The sequence below is a fragment of the Aquipseudomonas alcaligenes NBRC 14159 genome, from assembly GCF_000467105.1.
Lineage (GTDB): Bacteria > Pseudomonadota > Gammaproteobacteria > Pseudomonadales > Pseudomonadaceae > Aquipseudomonas > Aquipseudomonas alcaligenes.
Genome location: NZ_BATI01000006.1, coordinates 233,713 through 252,413 on the forward strand (window position 1 = coordinate 233,713; position 18,701 = coordinate 252,413).

Below are 18,701 nucleotides of genomic sequence, written 5' to 3' on the forward strand. Positions count from 1 at the left end.
ACGATAACAACAATGGCATACGACTCAGTCTTCAAACCCGGCCTGTTCGCCGGCCAGACCATTCTGGTCACCGGCGGCGGCAGCGGCATCGGCCGCTGCGTGGCGCATGAGCTGGCCTACCTGGGGGCCCATGTGGTGCTGGTCGGGCGCAAGCTGGAGAAGCTTGAAAGCACCTGCGCCGAGATTGTCGAGGACGGCGGCAGCGCCAGCTTCAAGGTCTGCGACATCCGCGAGGAAGATGCGGTCAAGGCGATGGTCGCCCAGGTGCTGGCCGAGCGCGAGCGCATCCACCACCTGGTCAACAACGCCGGCGGCCAGTTCCCGGCACCACTGATCAGCATCAACCAGAAAGGCTTCGAGACCGTCGTTCGCACCAACCTGGTGGGCGGCTTCCTGGTCGCTCGCGAAGTCTTCACCCAGAGCCTGTGCAAGCACGGCGGCAGCATCGTCAACATGCTCGCCGACATGTGGGGCGGCATGCCCGGCATGGGCCACTCCGGCGCCGCCCGCGCCGGCATGGAGAACTTCACCAAGACTGCGGCCTTCGAGTGGGGCCACTGCAACGTGCGGGTCAATGCGGTGGCACCGGGCTGGATCGCCTCCAGCGGCATGGACACCTACCCCGAGTCGATGAAGAGCCTGATCCGCAATCTCAAGGAGCACGTGCCGCTGCAGCGCATCGGCACCGAGTCGGAAGTGGCCGCGGCGATTGTCTTCCTGCTGTCGCCGGGTGCCAACTTCATCAACGGCAACACCATCCGCATCGACGGCGCCGCCAGCCTCGGCACCCGCGCCTGGCCGCTGGCCAAGGCGAAGAAGAGCGAGTCCTACAACGGCTTCCACCGGGCCTACATGCCCGACGTGTTCAAGGAGTAAGTCATGCCGGTCATCCAGAGCGACATCGACGTCCATGGCGACACCTTCGCGCAGAATCGTCAGGCCATGCTGACCGCCATCGCCAGCTTCCGCGACGTGGAACAGAAGGTGCTGGACAAGGCCGCCGAGGCCAAGCCCAAGTTCGTCAAGCGCGGCCAGCTGCTGCCGCGCGAGCGTATCAACCTGCTGCTCGACCCGGGCGCACCCTTCCTTGAGCTGTCCTCGCTGGCCGGCTACAAGCTGCACGACGACAAGGACGGTACCCAGGCCGGCGGCGGCATCATCGCCGGCATCGGCTACGTCGCTGGCGTGCGCTGCCTGGTGATCGCCAACAACAGCGCGATCAAGGGCGGCACCATCTCCCCCACCGGTCTGAAGAAATCCCTGCGCCTGCAGCAGATCGCCGTGGAGAACAAGCTGCCGGTGATCACCCTGGCCGAGAGCGGCGGCGCCAACCTCAACTACGCCGCCGACATCTTCGTCGAAGGCGCGCGCGGCTTCGCCAACCAGGCGCGCATGTCGGCCATGGGCCTGCCGCAGATCACCGTGGTACACGGCTCCAGCACCGCCGGCGGGGCCTACCAGCCGGGCCTGTCCGACTACGTGGTAGTGGTGCGCGGCAAGGCCAAGATGTTCCTCGCCGGCCCGCCCCTGCTGAAAGCCGCGACCGGCGAGATCGCCACCGACGAAGAGCTGGGCGGCGCCGAGATGCACGCCCAGGTCGCCGGTACCGCCGAATACCTGGCCGAGAACGATGCCGACGGCGTGCGCCTGGCCCGCGAGATCACCGGCCTGCTGCCGTGGAACCAACAACTGCCCGCTCGTGAGAAACGTACCTGGCGCGAGCCGCTGTACCCGGCCGAGGAGCTGCTGGGCATCGTCCCGGCGGACGCCAAGAAGCCCTACGACGTGCGCGAGATCATCGCCCGCATCGCCGACGGCTCGGAGTTCCTCGACTTCAAGAACGAGTTCGACAGCCAGACCGTTTGCGGCCACCTGGCCATCGAAGGCCAGCCCTGCGGCTTCATCGGCAACAACGGCCCGATCACCCCGCGCGGCGCGGCCAAGGCCGCCCAGTTCATCCAGCTGTGCGAGCAGAGCAACACGCCGATCCTGTTCTTCCACAACACCACCGGCTTCATGGTCGGCACCGAGTCGGAACAGAACGGCGTGATCAAGCACGGCTCCAAGCTGATCCAGGCCGTGGCCAACTGCAGCGTGCCGAAGCTGACCATCGTCGTCGGCGGCTCCTACGGCGCCGGCAACTACGCAATGTGCGGCCGCGGTCTCGATCCGCGCTTTATCTTCGCCTGGCCCAACAGCAAGACCGCCGTGATGGGCGGCGCCCAGGCCGGCAAGGTGCTGCGCATCGTCACCGAGGACAAGCACCGCAAGGAAGGCAAGGAGGCCGACCCGAAGATGCTCGACATGCTGGAAATGGCCACCGCGCAGAAGCTCGACAGCCAGTCCACCGCGCTGTACGGCACCGCCAGCCTGTGGGACGACGGCCTGATCGACCCGCGTGACACGCGCAAGCTGCTCGGCTTCCTGCTGGACATCTGCGCCGAAGCCGCCGTGCGCCCGCTCAAATCCAACACCTTCGGCGTGGCCCGGCTCTGAGCCGGTCGCCCACCTTTCATTCGAGATCCCAGGAGAACAACAACATGATCTTTACCCAGGAACACGAAGAACTCCGCCGCACCGTACGCAACTTTGTCGACAAGGAAATCAACCCGCACGTCGACGAGTGGGAAAAGGACGGTCGCTTCCCGATCCACGAAATCTTCAAGAAGGCCGGTGATCTGGGCCTGCTGGGCATCTCCAAGCCGGAGAAATTCGGCGGCATGGGCCTGGACTACAGCTACTCCATCGTCGCGGCCGAAGAGTTCGGCACCATCCGCTGCGGCGGCATCCCGATGTCCATCGGCGTGCAGACCGACATGTGCACCCCGGCCCTGGCCCGCTTCGGCTCCGATGAGCTGCGCGAACAGTTCCTCGCCCCGGCGATTGCCGGCGACATGGTCGGCTGCATCGGCGTCTCCGAAGTGGGTGCCGGTTCCGACGTGGCCGGTCTGAAGACCACCGCGCGCAAGGACGGCGACGACTACGTGATCAACGGCAGCAAGATGTGGATCACCAACTCGCCGTCGGCCGACTTCATCTGCCTGCTGGCCAACACCAGCGACGACAAGCCGCACGTGAACAAGTCGCTGATCGTGGTGCCGATGAAGACCCCGGGCATCACCGTCAGTCCGCACCTGGACAAGCTCGGCATGCGCAGCTCGGAAACCGCCCAGGTGTTCTTCGACAACGTGCGCGTGCCGCAGCGCTACCGCATCGGTCACGAAGGCGCCGGCTTCATGATGCAGATGCTGCAGTTCCAGGAAGAGCGCCTGTTCGGCGCGGCCAACATCATCAAGGGCCTGGAGTACTGCGTCGACTCCACCATCGACTACTGCAAGCAGCGCCACACCTTCGGCAACCCGCTGATCGACAACCAGGCCATCCACTTCCGCCTGGCCGAGCTGCAGACTGAGATCGAATGCCTGCGCGCCCTGGTCTACCAGGCCACCGAGCAGTACGTGAAAGGCCGCGACGTGACCAAGCTGGCCTCGATGGCCAAGCTCAAGGCCGGTCGCCTCGGTCGCGAAGTGTCCGACGCCTGCCTGCAGTACTGGGGCGGCATGGGCTTCATGTGGGACAACCCGGTTTCGCGTGCCTACCGCGACGTGCGTCTGGTCTCGATTGGCGGCGGCGCCGACGAAATCATGCTGGGCATCATCTGCAAGCTGATGGGCATCCTGCCCGGCAAAAAGAAGGGCTGAGGAAGCGACCATGGCCGAACTGCCGAACTGCCAAACCCTGCTGCTGGAACAGGTCGAGGGCGTGCTCTACGTCAGCCTCAACCGCCCGGAAAGCCGCAACGCCATGAGCCTGGCCATGGTCGAGGAGCTGCGCGCAGTGCTCGCGGCCGTGCGCAGCGACCGAGGCGTGCGCGCCCTGGTACTGCGCGGCACCGACGGCCACTTCTGCGCCGGCGGCGATATCAAGGACATGGCCGGGGCGCGAGCCAAGGGAGGTGACGCCTATCGCGACCTCAACCGCGCCTTCGGCCGCCTGCTGGAAGAAGCCCAGGAGGCGCCTCAGGTGCTGGTCGCGGTGCTGGAAGGTGCGGTGCTCGGCGGAGGTTTCGGCCTGGCCTGCGTCTCCGATATCGCCATCGCCCACCAGAACGCCAAGTTCGGCCTGCCGGAAACCAGCCTGGGGATTTTGCCAGCGCAGATTGCCCCCTTCGTGGCCAAGCGCATCGGTCTGACCCAGGCCCGGCGCCTGGCCCTGACCGCCGCCCGCTTCGACGGCGCCGATGCTCTGCGCCTGGGCCTGGTGCACTTCTGCGAAGGCGATGACCAGGCGCTGGTCGACCGCCTCGCCGAGTGCCTGCAGCAGGTACGCCAGTGCGCCCCCGACGCCAATGCGGCAACCAAGGCACTGCTGCTGGCCACCGAAACGGAGCACCTCGCCGGCCTGCTCGACCGTGCGGCTGGCCAGTTCGCCGAGGCCGTGCTGGGCAGCGAAGGCGTGGAAGGCACCATGGCTTTCGTGCAGAAGCGCAAGCCCAAGTGGGCGGAGTAACGCTCCCCTCTCCCCAACCCTCCCCCCTCGGGGAGAGGGAACAAATCGAAGTAGCCCGGATGCAATCCGGGAACCGACACCCCGGATTGCATCCGGGCTACGACTAGCAGGAGCACGACGATGCCCGCCTTCAACAAGATCCTGATCGCCAACCGCGGTGAAATCGCCTGCCGCGTCATGCGCACCGCCAAGGAACTCGGCTACCGCACCGTGGCGGTGTACTCCGAGGCCGATGCCGGCGCCCGCCATGTGCAGGTGGCCGACGAGGCCGTGTGCATCGGCCCGGCGCAGGTCAACCAGTCTTACCTGGTGATCGACAACATCATCAAAGCCGCGCAGAAGACTGGCGCCGACGCCATCCACCCGGGCTACGGCTTCCTCTCCGAGAACGCCGACTTTGCCCGCGCCTGTGAGGCCGCCGGTATCGTCTTCATCGGCCCGACCGTGGAAGCCATCCACCTGATGGGCAGCAAGCGCCTGTCGAAGATCGCTATGCTCGAAGCCGGCGTGCCCTGCATTCCCGGCTACGAAGGCGCCGCCCAGGACGACGAGACGCTGGTGCGTGAGGCCGAGCGCATCGGCTACCCGCTGATGATCAAGGCCAGCGCCGGCGGCGGCGGTCGCGGCATGCGTCTGGTGCATCAGGCCAGCGAGCTGCAGGAGCAGATCCGCACCGCACGCTCCGAGGCACAGAACGCCTTCGGTTCCGGCGAGCTGATTCTAGAACGCGCGGTGATCCGCCCGCGCCACGTCGAGATTCAGGTATTCGGCGACCAGCACGGCCACATCGTTTACCTCGGAGAGCGTGACTGCTCGGTGCAGCGTCGCCACCAGAAAGTGGTCGAGGAAGCCCCCTGCCCGGTGATGACGCCCGAGCTGCGCCGCGCCATGGGCGAAGCCGCGGTCAAGGCCGCCGCGCGGGTCAACTACGTGGGTGCCGGCACCGTGGAATTCCTGCTGGATGCCAGCGGCGAGTTCTTCTTCTTGGAAATGAATACCCGCCTGCAGGTGGAGCACCCGGTTACCGAACTGATCACCGGGCAGGACCTGGTGGCCTGGCAGATCCGCGTCGCCGAAGGCCAGGCACTGCCGCTCAAGCAGGACGAGATCACCCTCAGCGGCCACGCCATGGAAGTGCGCCTGTACGCCGAGGACTCAGCGCACAACTTCCTGCCGCAGACTGGCCGCGTGCTGCGCTGGGAGCCCGAGCTGCTCGAAGGCATCCGCATCGACCATGGCCTGGTCGAAGGTCAGGAAGTCACGCCCTTCTACGACCCGATGCTGGCCAAGGTCATCGCCTACGGCGCGACCCGTGAGGATGCCCGGCGCAAGCTGGTGCGTGCCCTGGAAAACTGCGTGCTGCTGGGGGTCAACGGCAACCAGCGCTTCCTCGCCAACCTGCTGGCCAACCCGGAGTTCGCCGCCAGCAACGCCACCACGGCCTTTATCGCCGAGCACTTTGCCAGCGACGAAAGCCTGGCCCCGCAGGCGCCGGCCGCCAGCGAGCTGGCCATTGCTGCCGCCCTGCTCTATCAGGAGTCGGCGGGCAGTCGTGCCCACCAGGCCGGCCTGGCTGGCTGGCGCAGTGCCGGCAGCGCGCCGTGGCGCTTCATCCTCAAACAGGGCGAACACAAGCACGAGATCGAGCTGGACGTGCTCGGCGATGGCGCCCAGCCGCATCTGCGCGCCCGCGTGGGCGACAGCCAGGTTGAACTGCACCTGCTGGCCAGCGACGGCCGCTGGCTGACCCTGGAGCAGGACGGCATCCGCCGTCGCCAGGCCTACCACCACGACGGCGACCGCCTGTGGCTGTTCGGCCACTTCGGCAACCTGGAACTCACCGACGTGACCCACGAGCCGGCCGGTGGGCAGAACGCCGCCAGCTCCGGCGCGGTAAAGGCCCCCATGGACGGTGCCATCGTCGACGTACTGGTCGAGGAAGGCGCGCGCGTCAGCAAGGGCCAGCTGCTGGTGGTGCTGGAAGCCATGAAGATGGAACACCCGCTCAAGGCCGGCGCCGACGGCGTGGTGCGCCGGGTCGGCGTGAGCCAGGGCGACCAGGTCAAGAACCGCCAGTTGCTGGTGGAAATCGAAGCCGACGAAGCCTGACCTCAATCCCAATGGCTGATACCAAGCCCCGCGCCAGGGAATCCTGGGCGGGGTTTGCCCATTTCTGTGCAAGCGCCGCTTTGGAGGCCTTATGTCACTTAACGGAAAGACCCTGTTCATCACCGGCGCCAGCCGCGGCATCGGCCGCGAGATCGCCCTCAAGGCCGCCGCCGACGGCGCCAATATCGTGGTCGCGGCCAAGAGCGCCGAGGCCCACCCGAAACTGCCGGGCACCATCTTCTCGGTGGCCGAGGAAATCATTGCCGCCGGTGGGAAGGCCCTGCCCCTGCAACTGGACGTGCGTGACGAAGAAGCAGTGAAGGTCGCCATGGCCCAGGCTGCCGAGCACTTCGGCGGCATCGATGCGCTGATCAACAATGCCGGCGCCATCCGCCTCAAGGGCGTCGAGCACCTGGAGCCCAAGCGCTACGACCTGATGTTCCAGATCAACACCCGCGCGGTGATGGTCTGCAGCCAGGCGGCGCTGCCCTACCTGAAGAAGACCCAGGGTCATATCCTCAGCCTGTCGCCGCCGCTCAACCTCGATCCCAAGTGGTTCGCCAGCTACGGGCCCTACACCACCACCAAGTACGGCATGAGCATGCTGACCCTGGGCATGCACGAGGAATTCAGGAAGTACAGCATCAGCGTCAACGCACTGTGGCCGAAGACGGTGATCGCCACCGCCGCCATCGAGTTCGAAGCGGGCGGCCCCGCCGTGATGAAGGCCGCGCGCCTGCCGGCGATCATGGCCGATGCCGCCTACGCCATCCTCAGCAGCAGCGGGCGCAGCATCAGCGGGCGCCTGCTGATCGACGAGGAGATCCTGCGCGAACAGGGCCAGACGGACTTCGAACAGTACCGCTATGACCCGGCCGGCAAGCTCATGACCGACCTGTTCGTCGACTGAGGCACGACTCGGCAGGCACCAGCCACCACGCCGGACTGGTGCCTGCCGGCGCCTCTCGGCGAGGCAAGAGCTGGCGCCACGACGCGCTAGTTGCGGAACTCGATCTGCAGCTCCGCCCCCTCCACCGAATCCCAATAGTCATCCACCCGGTCATTGGTAATAAGCCGGCCGTTGAGCTGATAGGGACCGGGCTCGGCCGGTTTCTCCACGAACAGCGGCGGCAACAGCGGCTCGCGCTCGGGCTGCTCCAGCGGAGCCCCCAGCTCCAGGCGCTCTACCAGTTCATCGGGCAGGCGCAGATCGAGCTTGTCCGCTGGCGGGGGCTCGACCTTGGGTGCGGGCTTCTGCGCGGCCTTGGGTAGTACGCGAGCCGCCTCTGGCGCCTTGTCCGGTGGCGCGGCACGTACTCGGGCTTCCTGCCGCGGTGGTGCGGGCGGTTGCTCCGGTTTGGCCTCGACGGTGCGCTCCACCTCGACGGGCTGAGCGGGCACCTTGGGTTGCTCCACGGCGGGAGCGGCGGGTTCTGGCGCCGGGGTCGGCTCGGGCGGCGCCGGCGCCTGGTCACAGGCCGCCAGCAGGGTGACGACCAAGCCCAGGGCCATCGGACGAATAAAGTTCATGATCAGCAGGTTTGCCTGAAGAATGCCTTCATGCTCGCCCCAGACCCGAGATCTGGCAAGCCGCAGGCTTTACCTCATGTTGCACCAGGCCTGCAGATGCCTGCGATCCAGGCCCTGCCACTGTTCGGCACGCGCCAGTTCCGCGGCCGGCAGCCAGAGCTCGCCAGAGGGCTGCAGCGGGGCCGCGGGCAGCGCCAACAGCGCCTCCAGCGGCTGGCGGCAAGCCTGCCATTCGGCGGCGGAATCTTCGTGCTCCCAGTCGGTGGGCAGGACCCGCCACTCGATACCGTGGGCGTCGAAACGCAGGAAATGCGGCATGCAGCCGAGGTGTTGCTCGCCCTGGCGCAACGTGCGTGCCTGCATATCGAGCAGCAGCAGGTACCAGAGGTCGGTGTCGGCACTCTCGGTAGCCTGCATACGAGGTACATGGCGGGTCAGCGCCAGGTAGCGGCCATCGGCCGACCAGATCAGCGCGGGGCCGACATCGGCCAGCCCTATCCTCGAAGCGGTGAGCAGACAGCCATCGCCACGCGGGTGGCGCTCACGCGGGTAGCCGTCACGATACTCGCTCTGCGCCCCGAACAACCAGGCGGCATCCCGCCCACCGGGCGCCGGCAGGATGAAGTCGCCGTCGGCATTGGCCACCTGCGGACGCTCCACCAGGCGCCAGCCCGGCAGCGCCTGCAGACCGTCCGCAGCGACGCGCAGCGCGAGGCGGCGCTGATACAGCCGCGAGTGCTCGTCTCGCTCGACGAAGCCGGCCGCCTGCTCGGCCGCCGGCGCTGCCTGGTCATAACGATGCAGGGCCGTGTCCCGCTCGTCGCGTCCCAGCCGGCCGACGATGCAGGCCAGGCTCAGCACGCCCGCACGGAAGTCCAGCAATCCGGCGATCAGCGGACGCTGCGCGAACTCCAGCAGGACACGCCGCTGCAGGTCCGCGACGCAGAGCCTGTGCGGTACTGCCGGCGCCTCGGCAAACGCGATCAAGGCCAGGAAGCGACCGCAGTCGGACACCCGATGATCGAGCAGCCACTCGCCCTCCAGCTGCCAGTCACCGATTCGACAGGCATAGGCGCCCAGGCGACCATCGCGGCTGTCGCGCCGCCACTCGAAGCGCGGCGACACGCCGCCCATCATCGCCTCGCCGAGCACAGCGCCCTCGCCACGCACGCCCTTGGCCTGCAGCGGCAAGACGCGGGTCAACCCGGCGCCCTGCTGTTCACCGAGCAGGAGGCGCCCTTCGGGGTCATGACCAATGACGGTTTCAACTTCACCGTAGTAATGCTGCAGCTGGTAACCGAAGCCCAGGTGGTCGAGCTGCGCCGTCGCCAGGCGCCCCCGCAGATGCAGCTCCGTCTGGCTCAGCGCGCAGGGCTCATCCCAGAGCAGCCCCGGTTCCGCCTCGGCGGCCATCCAGGGCTCGGGCAACTCGCGCCAGCCCTGCCCGGCCTGCCAGAGCCAGAGTGTCTTCGGCCAGGCGCGGCCGATACGGCAGACCAGGGCCTGGCCGTCGTCGCGCCACAGCGGCAGCTCGTCAGCCGCCAGCAGCAGATCGCTGGGTTCGCCATCGATCTCCAGACGCAACGCCGGGTAGCGCAGCGGCTGCAGCGGGTCCTCCAGCTCGCGCAGGGTTTCCGGCAGGTACGGTATGCCACGCAGGCTATGCGCCGCGGCCGGCGCGGGGAAATCGCGCCCGCCCAGCTCCACCGACCAGCCCGGCTCCAGCCACAGGTCACGCACCGCCACCAGGTCGACGCCCTCGCTCTGCGCCAGCAACTCGGCCAGCGGCATGCGATAACCCTGGTTGCCCACCAGCGGGCTGTGCCGGCCGCCGATGGCCTCGTCGCTGAACTCGTCGATTTCCCAGAATTCGCCGATCTCCGCATTGCGGTACACGCGCCGCTGCTGGCGGTCGAGAATCAACAGGCCCCAGCGCTCGCGGCTTGGCAGCGGCGCGGCGAAGTAGCGGCCGCTGGCGGAAAAGCGTACCGAAGCACCGAGGCCCTCCAGTAGCACGCCATCGGGAAACAGGTAGCTGCCATAGGTCGGCCCGCCCATGGCGATCTCGCCCCAGGCAAAGGTGCGGATGGTCTCGCCTTCCGGCGTCTGCAGATCACCACCGCCCCAGGCGCTGGAGCCGCTCGACGAGGCGATTTCGGCTATGTGCGGCTTGGCCTTGGCCAGGCCGAGACGCTTCTCGTAGCTGGCCACCAGCGCCAGCCCGAACAACAGCAGCAGCGCGCAAAGCGGCACCGCCCACCAGGCCGACAGCCAGGCGAACAAGGAAAAGCTCAGACCGATCACCGCAGCGGTCAGCAGCCAGCTCAGGACCGCAGCCACTCGGCGCCAGCCCAGCCGGGCGCACAGCCCGGTGAGCAGCGCGAACGTTGCCACCAGAGCCAGCGCCGCCCACGGCGCGAGCATGGCCACGGCGACAATGGGCAGCACCAGCTTGGCCAGCTCCCAGAGCAGCTTGATCACGAGCTTGCCCAGCGACTCTGCAGCTTCTTCCGGGGTTTCCATATTGGCCATGGTGCGGCTCCCTGCGCGGTTGAGGGCGGCATTCTACCGCCCTGCAGCATGCCTAGCGGGAACTGGCCGGCTTTTCTGCCTCGCGTTGCAGGCGCTTGAGTTCCGACTCCAGATCACGCTGCGGGAACTCCTGTTTCAGCGCGGCCAGCAGCCTGTCCGCCTCCGCCTGTTTACCCTCGCGCCGCAGCTGCAGCAGCGTGTGCAGACGCAGCTCCAGTGGCGGCGCCTCAGGCACGGAGGAATGCCCCAGAGTTTCGGCCAGCTGGTCCTCGTTAAGCGTCTCTTGCAGCACCTTGGGCGATGCCTCTGCCAGGGGCTTTTCTAGAGCCTCACTGCTTATGGCTGCGGCCTGGGCCTTCTGCTTGAGCATGGCAGTCGCCTGAGCCTGATCACGAGCCACATCGGTCTCGACCGGCGCTACGGAATCAGCCAACGCCCCAACCGGCGCTGCGGCCTGCGGCGCGGGCGGTGCTATTGGCCTTGGCGCGGCGTTGGCCGCCGGCGAGACGGCAAAAGAAGTCGAGCCTGCGCTCGAGCGCTGCGCCTGTTCGGCCTTCTTGTACTCAGGCTCCGCGCTCTGCTTGCGCGCTTCCATGACCGGAGCCATTTCCTGTAGTGCCGGGGCAGAGGCCGGCGCCGGCGCGTCGTAGGTTTGCGGCAACTGATCGCGGGTATGCAGCGCCAGGTTGAGACCGATACCGACGACGGCCAGACCCGCCACGGCCACCGACCAGCGGGTGCGGCTGCCGGCGCCGAACAACCAGGCATGTAGGCGCTGGACAGGATTCGGCCGGGGTGCCGGCGGGCTCACGGCCTGGCGCGCGGCATCGAGGATCAGCGCATCCACGGCGGCGGAAGGCTCGCCCTGGCTGTGCTGGCGGAAATGCTCCAGCAGCTCGCGCTCCTGCTGCAGATCGTGGGGTTGTTGGCTCATGCGGATACCTCCTCGGCCGAAGCCGGATCGGCCAGCAGCCGACGCAACTTGTTCAACGCATAACGCAGGCGGCTCTTCACGGTTTCCGCCGGGGTTCGGGTCAGTTCAGCGATCTCCGCCAGCTCCATGTCGCCATGGGCGCGCAGCAGGAACACCTCGCGCTGCTCCTCGGGCAGGTCGGCCAGTGCCGCCTGCAGGCGCTCCTGGTCGCGGCTGAGCAGCAGCTGCTGCTCAGGGCCGGGGCCCGGGTCGGCGCTGGCGTGCTGCGTCTCATCGTACTCAGCGAGCTTTCCCTGGTGGCGACCGCTCTTGCGCCAGTGGTCGATCAGGCGATTGCGCGCGATCTGGTACAGCCAGGTCTTGAACAGTACCGCCTCGCGCTGCTCGCTGGCGCTGCGGATCAGGCTCATCCAGGTGTCCTGGAATACCTCCTCGGCCAGCGCATGGTCGCCGCACAGGCCAAGGAGGAAACGGAACAGGCCGAGACGGTGGCGCTCGTAAAGCTGGGTGAACGCGGCCGCCTCGCCGTTGCGATAACGCCGCAGCAGCGCGGCGTCATCGTCTCTCATGGGTTGGTTCAATTAGTCGGCCCTGACTTGAACGTTTTGCGGAGTTTGCAGGCTCTGCGCCAGTTCGACCAGCTGCACGAACTCGCCGCGCAGGCCGAACGGGTCCTCGCCCTTGTCGCCGCGTGCCAGCCTGGCGCTGTCGGCCAGGGAGAAGTCGCCGGTGTACTTGGCATCCCCGAGCTGCTGGGCGAAGGCGGCTACCGCCGCGGCGAAGCGCAGGTCATCGCTGGCCTGGTTGATCGGCGTCGCCTGGCCCTTGCCGATCGGGCGCTCGACCAACTGGCTGGCGCCACCTTCTGGCGCCTTGTAGCGCAGGCGCAGCCAGGCGATCTCGCCGGCTTTGCCCGGCTTTTCATTGGCCTGGGCATAGCGCAGCGGCTCCAGCCAGCCCTTGGCGCCCACCGGCACCACTTCATAGAGGGCGGTGACGGTATGTCCGGCACCGATCTCGCCGGCGTCGACCTTGTCGTTGCTGAAGTCCTCGCGCTTCAGGGCGCGGTTCTCGTAGCCCAGCAGGCGGTATTCGCTGACTTCAGCCGGGTTGAACTCGACCTGGATCTTCACGTCCTTGGCCACCACGGCCAGGGTCGAGCTGAGCTGGTCGACCAGCACCTTGCGCGCCTCACGCAGGTTGTCGATGTAGGCGTAGTTGCCGTCACCGGCATCGGCCAGCTGCTCCATCAGCTGCTCGTTGTAGTTGTCGGTGCCGAAGCCAAGGGTGGTCAGCGAGACACCGGTCTTGCGCTTGTCGGCGGCCAGCTGCTTGAGCGTCTCGAAGTCGCTGATACCGACATTGAAGTCGCCATCGGTGGCCAGCAGGATGCGGTTGATGCCGCCCTTGAGCAGGCCCTTCTGCGCTTCCTGATAAGCCAGTTGGATACCCGACTCGCCGGCGGTGGAGCCGCCCGCAGTGAGCTGGTCGATGGCGCTGCGAATCTTGGCCTTCTCGCTGCCGGCGGTCGACTCCAGCACCACGCTGGCATTGCCGGCATAGGTGACCAGGGCCACGCGATCCTGCGGGCGCAGCTGATCGACCAGCAGCTTGAGCGTGCTCTGCACCATCGGCAGGCCCTCGCGGCGGTCCATGGAGCCGGACACGTCGACCAGGAACACCAGGTTGGCCGGAGGCAGCTCGGCAGAGCTCAGCTCAGTGGCCTTGATCGCCACGCGCAGCAGGCGGGTCTCGGGGTTCCACGGCGTGGTCGCCAGCTCGGTGGCGACGCTGAACGGCACGTCGCCATCGGGCTTGGGATAGGCGTAGGGGAAGTAGTTGACCAGCTCCTCCAGGCGCACCGCGTCCTTGGGCGGCAGGCTGCCGTCGTTGAGGAAGCGCCGCACGTTGGCGTAGGCGCCAGTATCGACATCGATGCTGAAGGTCGATACCGGCTGCTGGGCCACGGCCTGCACCGGGCTGCTCTCGATCTTCTGGTACTGCTCGCGGTAGACGTCCTGGTAGCCGAAGGCAGCGCTGTCGGCCAGCGGCGCCGCCGGGGCGATCATCGGCATAAGCTGTGGCACCGCCTTGCGGGCTTCCATCGATTCCGCCGCGACCGAGGGTTGCGGGGCGTAGGAAGCGTTGCCATCCGCTGCTTCGTGCAGCACTTCCTGCTTCAGCTTGGGCGGCGCGACGACGCTGGCGGCAGGCTCATCGTTGGAGGCGCTGCAGGCCGCCAGGCCCAGCAGCAGAGTGGCGCCGAAGCCGGCGAGCAGAGGTTGGGGGGCGATGCTGGACATGGTGGGGTCTCCTCGGGCGAAAAATCCATTCGCCCGGGTAGACGACACCGGCATCCGATTCGGGTTAAGCCGCCGAATTTTCCTGGCAGAGCTGCCTGGCCAGGGTGCCGAGCGTGATGATCGCCCGCTCGGACTCGCGGTTCCACGGCACGCCACAGGTCAGCCGCAGACAGTTGTTGAACTGCTCGGTGTTACTGAAGATCAGCCCCGGGGCAATGCTGATGCCCTGCTGCAGCGCACGCACATGCAGCTCCTGGGCGCTGACCTTGCCTGGCAGACTGACCCAGAGGATGAAGCCGCCGTGGGGCCGGGTCATCTGCGTGCCTTCCGGGAAGTGCTGCTGCACCGCCAGCTGATAGGCGGTCATGTTCTTGCGGTACTCCTGGCGGATATGGCGCAGGTGGCGGTCGTAGCCGCCATTCTCCAGGTAGGCGGCCACGCCCATCTGGGTCACGCTGCAGGCCGAATGGGTGCTGAAGGTCTGCAGCCGCTCCACCTCCTCCTGGTAGCGCCCGGCGATGATCCAGCCAATGCGCACGCCCGGCGACAGGGTCTTGGAGAAGCTCGAGCAGTAAACCACCTGGTCGTCGCGATCATAGGCCTTGAGCGCCTTACTGCGGCCCGGCTCGAACAGCAGCTCGCCGTAGATGTCGTCCTCGATCACGCGGATGCCGTGGTCGGCAGTCAGGCGCAGCAGCTGCTTCTGGCGCTCCTCGGGAATGCTGCCACCGAGCGGATTGGACAGCCGCGCGGTGAGCACCAGTGCCTTGATCGGCCACTGGTTGGCAGCCAGCTGCAGGGCCTCCAGGCTCAGCCCGGTGGTCGGGTCACTGGGAATCTCGATGACTTTCAGCCCGAGCACCTCGGCCAGTTGCAGCAGGCCGTAGTAGGTCGGCGACTCGGCGGCGATCAGGTCGCCCGGCTGGGTCATCACCCGCAGGGCCATGTGAATGGCATCCACGCAGCCGTGGGTGATCACCACCTCGGACGGATCGACCACCACGCCGGCATCGCGCATGCGGATCGCCACCTGGCGCCGCAGCGGCTCGTAGCCGGGGCTGAACATGTAGCTGAAGGCGCGCGGGCTCTGGAAGCGGGTGACCTTGGCCAGCTGCTGGTGCAGCGAGCGCACTGGCAGGTAGTCGACATGCGGCACGGCGGCGCCGAGGGGGAACACCCCTTCCTGGCGCGACTCGGTGAGCACCTGGCTGATAATGCTGCTGCGGGTGACCATGGAGGGCCGCTCGACCCTTGCGATATCCGGGGTCGGCGCGGTCAGACCGGCGGTCTGGTGCACGTAGAAGCCGGACTGCGGGCGGGCGCGGATCAGGCCCATGTCTTCGAGGTTGGCATAGGCCTGCAGCACGGTGGCGTGGCTGACGCTGAGCTGCGAGCTCATCTTGCGCACCGAGGGCACGCGCTCGCCCGGCTGGTAGACACCGCGACGGATATCCTCGGCCAGCTGCTGGGCGATGCGCTGGTAAAGCAACAAACTGGTCATGAGGAGGCTCCTTTCACTACTGAACCGCAACAGTAGCCAAATACAGTTGAAACTTGGCGGTACAGTCGGATTTTATGCCAGCAGTACAGTTGCAGCTGTTACAGCTTAGGTGAGCCGCTGCGCAGGCCTCATTAGACTTTGGTCGAACAAAAAACCCCGGGCCAGGGCACCGGGGTTTGTAAGGACGCCTAGGTTCTCAGCGGTAGTCGCCGAGCTTGCCCTGTTCGTCGGAGATGAGGATCTCGACCCGACGGTTCTGCGCACGGCCCTTGGCCGAAGCATTCTCCGCCAGCGGATGGGCCTCGCCATAACCTTTGACCTGCATGCGCCGGGCATCGATACCGAGGTCGACCAGCACGTCAGCCACGGCCTGGGCACGGGCGCGCGACAGCTCCAGATTCTCCGCCGATACGCCGCGGTTGTCGGTATAGCCCTCGATGCGGATGTTGCGCCGGGGGTTGATCTGGAGGAACTGCACCAGCTTGAGAATAGTGCGGTTGGCCGAAGCCTTGAGCTCGGTACGGCCGGCATCGAACAGCACATCACCCAGCGTCATCACCAGGCCACGGTCGGTTTCGCTGGCGGCCAGGTTGACCACCTGCTCTTCCAGCCACTGCCCCTGCTGCTGGGCACCGAGCAGCTTGGCCTCGCGCAGGGCCAGTTGCAGGCGCTCGCGCTCCAGTTCGAGCCTGGCCAGGCGCTCCTGATTGAGCACGAGGTCGGCGTGCTGGCGGGCAATCTGGCTGTAGCGCTGACTGAGGTAGGCATAGTGCACCACATCGTCGGCGCTGCCCCAGTAGCTGGACAAGCGCTCGGCGCGGGCCAGCGATTCGCCAGCACGGATCACGTCCTTGGGCGCGCTGCGCAGCACATTCGGATCTTCCTTGACCTGCTGGAAGCTCGCCTCGGCCTCACCCAGCACCTGCTGGCTGTGCTGGCTGGCGCAACCGGCAAGCAGTGCCAGAGACAGCAGCAGCCCACTGTTCAGGATCATCTTCGACATTACGGCAGCTCCCCCAGTTGCTTGCGCAAGCGGGTGATGCGCGCATTCAGTTCGTCGAGCTGCTTCTGGCTCTTCTGATTGAGCACCCTGGCCTCGGCCAGGCGCGCGTCCAGCTCGGCCTGCTCGGCGAAGACCCGGGCGCGCTTGTAGTCTTCCTCGCCCATGTTCTTCTCGGCACGGGCGAGCTTCTTCTCGGCCAGCTGCATTTCCTCGATCTGCGCGTCCGCGCCGACGGCACGAGCCTGCTCGACGGCCTGGGTAGTCAGGCGCATCTGCTCGCGCGGCGCCGGGTCGTTGGCGCAGCCGGCCAGGGCCAGCACAGCCAGGCCAAGGGGTAGAAGTCGGTTCACTGAGACTGTTCCTGCTTTTGCGGGGGTACGTCGGCGGCCTGCAGCTGCTGCGCCTTCCAGCGCTCCAGGTTGCGCTGCAGAAGGGTTTCCGGCAGGCCGGCGGCGGTCAATTCTGTCATTTTTTTCGCCAGCTGTCCGCGCAGCCAGGGATCATTACAGGCCGAGTCGTGCGCCAGGGTCAGGTACAAGCCCTCGCTGGAAATCGGCGGCTCCAGTGTCTCCAGGCTCTCCAGCATGCCCTGGGTGTTGGCCAGTGCCACACCCGGGTAGCGCTCGTAGAGCACATAGTCGGTGCGCCCCAGCAGCAGCTTCTGGAAGGCCTGGATCAGGCTGGGTACCTCCTCGACGTTGAGATTGGCCTTGGCGAAGGCGTCGAACTGCTGACCGAAGCTGTTGTGCACCAGCGTGCCGCCGGTGCGCCCGCGCAGGTCTTCCCAGCCGCTGTAGGGGAAGCCCTGCCCCTTGCGCACCCAGACCACGCTGGGGGTGTTGAAGAAAGCCGGATGCACATAGTCCATGTATTCCAGGCGCGGCAGAGTGAGGAAGGCGCCGGCCAGCAGATCGACCCGACCGGTGCGCACCTCGTCCTGGGCGCGGGACCAGGGGCCGGTATAGAGCATCTCGATCTTCACGCCCAATTGCTCGCCGATCAGCGCCAGCAGGTCGGCATTGGCGCCGATCAGGTGCTGCGGGCTCTGCGGGTCGCGCCACAGGTAAGGCGGATATTCCGGATTGCCGGTGGCCACCAGGCGCTCGCACTTGCCGGCGGCAAACAGCGGCCCGCTGAGCAGGACTGCCGCCAGCAGGCAAAGGGTTTTCAACACTCGCATTTCACGCATCGGTAGCCCCGGTTCGATCTGGGTGCGGACATCGGCCTCACCGGCCAACCCCGCTTCATGCTAGCGTAACTGACACGCCTAATAATAATTAGCGATAAGGATTCCGCGATGAAAAAGCTCGTCCTTGGCCTTGTGGTGCTGCTGGCCTGTGTCGCCGGCACCCTCTACCTCTCCCCCACCGCGCTGCTCGCCAGCGTGCAGCTGGTCGAGCGCCAGCTTGCCGGGCTCACCCCGCGCACGGTCAACGTGGATGGCCTGACTCTACATTACTACGAAGGTGGCCCGGCCGACGCCCCAACCCTGCTGATGATCCATGGATTCGGCGCCAACCGCGACAATTGGCTGCGTTTCGCCCGCCACTTCAAGGACTACCGGGTGATCGCGCTGGACCTGCCGGGATTCGGCGAAAGCAGCAAGCCGGACATCGACTATGACGTCGCCAGCCAGACCGAGCGCGTACATGCCTTCGCCAAGACACTGGGCCTCACCCGCCTGCACCTGGTCGGCAACTCGATGGGCGGCCACATCGCCGCGCTCTATGCCGTGCGCCATCCCGAACAGGTCCTGAGCGTCGCCCTGCTGGACAATGCCGGCGTCACCTCGCCACGCAAGAGCGAGATGTTCGCCATGATCGAACGCGGCGAGCCGAATCCGCTGGTGGTGCGCCGGGCCGAGGACTTCGATGCGCTGATGCGCTTCGTCTTCGTCAACCCGCCACCCCTGCCGGAGTCGCTCAAGCGCCACTTCGCCGAGCAATCGATGGCCAACCAGGCGATCTACGACAAGATATTCAGCCAGTTACGCGAGCGCTATGTGCCGCTGGAACCGGAGCTGCCGAAGATCCAGGTACCGACGCTGCTGCTGTGGGGCGAGCAGGACCGCGTGCTGGATGTTTCCAGCATCGAGGTGATGAAGCCACTGCTGAAGCAGCCGAGCGTGGTGATCATGCCGGACTGCGGCCATGCGCCGATGATCGAGCGCCCCGAGGACACGGCCCGGCACTACCAGGCGTTCCTCGACAGCCTGAAATAGCCAACCCCGGAAAGCAAAAAACCCGCTCATCGAGCGGGTTTTTTGTTGGTTCGGGAAAC

At 66.7% G+C, this 18,701-nt stretch carries 16 protein-coding genes; 7 read left to right on the forward strand and 9 right to left on the reverse strand.

Annotated elements, in window-relative coordinates:
- The first annotated feature begins 12 nt into the window (after positions 1-12).
- The 6 genes from PA6_RS04355 (at position 13) to PA6_RS04380 (ending at position 7,528) form a co-directional block, all read left to right on the forward strand.
- Positions 13-876, forward strand: coding sequence for an SDR family oxidoreductase (locus PA6_RS04355; protein WP_021699667.1), 864 nt, complete (start codon positions 13-15; stop codon positions 874-876).
- Positions 877-879: 3 nt separating this feature from the next.
- Positions 880-2,496 (forward strand): geranyl-CoA carboxylase subunit beta, encoded by a 1,617-nt coding sequence (atuC, locus tag PA6_RS04360; RefSeq protein WP_021699668.1) that lies wholly within the window; start codon positions 880-882, stop codon positions 2,494-2,496.
- Between the two features lie 44 nt (positions 2,497-2,540).
- Positions 2,541-3,701, forward strand: a complete 1,161-nt coding sequence (atuD, locus tag PA6_RS04365) for a citronellyl-CoA dehydrogenase (RefSeq protein WP_021699669.1) — start codon at positions 2,541-2,543, stop codon at positions 3,699-3,701.
- Positions 3,702-3,711: 10 nt separating this feature from the next.
- Positions 3,712-4,509: an enoyl-CoA hydratase/isomerase family protein gene (locus PA6_RS04370; RefSeq protein ID WP_021699670.1), complete on the forward strand. Its 798-nt coding sequence runs from the start codon at positions 3,712-3,714 to the stop codon at positions 4,507-4,509.
- 120 nt (positions 4,510-4,629) lie between these two features.
- Positions 4,630-6,618: an acetyl/propionyl/methylcrotonyl-CoA carboxylase subunit alpha gene (locus PA6_RS04375; RefSeq protein WP_021699671.1), complete on the forward strand. Its 1,989-nt coding sequence runs from the start codon at positions 4,630-4,632 to the stop codon at positions 6,616-6,618.
- A gap of 91 nt (positions 6,619-6,709) precedes the next feature.
- On the forward strand, positions 6,710-7,528 hold the full coding sequence (locus PA6_RS04380; protein WP_021699672.1) for an SDR family oxidoreductase: 819 nt from the start codon (positions 6,710-6,712) through the stop codon (positions 7,526-7,528).
- A gap of 86 nt (positions 7,529-7,614) precedes the next feature.
- Here the strand turns inward: PA6_RS04380 and PA6_RS04385 are convergent, their stop codons facing one another.
- The 9 genes from PA6_RS04385 to PA6_RS04425 all read right to left on the reverse strand — a co-directional run bounded on the left by PA6_RS04385 (position 7,615) and on the right by PA6_RS04425 (position 17,610).
- Positions 7,615-8,148, reverse strand: a complete 534-nt coding sequence (locus tag PA6_RS04385) for a hypothetical protein (protein WP_021699673.1) — start codon at positions 8,146-8,148, stop codon at positions 7,615-7,617.
- 69 nt (positions 8,149-8,217) lie between these two features.
- Positions 8,218-10,680, reverse strand: coding sequence for a hypothetical protein (locus tag PA6_RS04390; protein ID WP_021699674.1), 2,463 nt, complete (start codon positions 10,678-10,680; stop codon positions 8,218-8,220).
- Positions 10,681-10,732: 52 nt separating this feature from the next.
- Complete coding sequence (locus PA6_RS22410; RefSeq protein WP_021699675.1) at positions 10,733-11,614, reverse strand: hypothetical protein; 882 nt, start codon at positions 11,612-11,614, stop codon at positions 10,733-10,735.
- On the reverse strand, positions 11,611-12,195 hold the full coding sequence (locus tag PA6_RS04400) for an RNA polymerase sigma factor (RefSeq protein WP_043216248.1): 585 nt from the start codon (positions 12,193-12,195) through the stop codon (positions 11,611-11,613). Before PA6_RS04400 ends, PA6_RS22410 begins: the two co-directional genes overlap by 4 nt.
- Positions 12,196-13,917: a vWA domain-containing protein gene (locus PA6_RS04405; RefSeq protein ID WP_021699677.1), complete on the reverse strand. Its 1,722-nt coding sequence runs from the start codon at positions 13,915-13,917 to the stop codon at positions 12,196-12,198. It abuts the gene before it with no gap.
- Positions 13,918-13,981: 64 nt separating this feature from the next.
- Complete coding sequence (locus PA6_RS04410) at positions 13,982-15,418, reverse strand: aminotransferase-like domain-containing protein (RefSeq protein WP_021699678.1); 1,437 nt, start codon at positions 15,416-15,418, stop codon at positions 13,982-13,984.
- A gap of 196 nt (positions 15,419-15,614) precedes the next feature.
- Positions 15,615-16,412, reverse strand: a complete 798-nt coding sequence (locus PA6_RS04415; protein ID WP_081693936.1) for an OmpA family protein — start codon at positions 16,410-16,412, stop codon at positions 15,615-15,617.
- Positions 16,413-16,420: 8 nt separating this feature from the next.
- Complete coding sequence (locus PA6_RS04420; RefSeq protein ID WP_043216280.1) at positions 16,421-16,747, reverse strand: DUF4398 domain-containing protein; 327 nt, start codon at positions 16,745-16,747, stop codon at positions 16,421-16,423.
- 20 nt (positions 16,748-16,767) lie between these two features.
- Entirely contained in the window at positions 16,768-17,610 is an 843-nt protein-coding gene (locus tag PA6_RS04425) for a substrate-binding periplasmic protein (RefSeq protein WP_043216282.1), read from the reverse strand.
- A 108-nt stretch (positions 17,611-17,718) separates the two neighbouring features.
- Between PA6_RS04425 and PA6_RS04430 the strand changes: the two genes are divergently transcribed.
- Complete coding sequence (locus PA6_RS04430; protein ID WP_021699682.1) at positions 17,719-18,642, forward strand: alpha/beta fold hydrolase; 924 nt, start codon at positions 17,719-17,721, stop codon at positions 18,640-18,642.
- Positions 18,643-18,701: the final 59 nt, after the last annotated feature.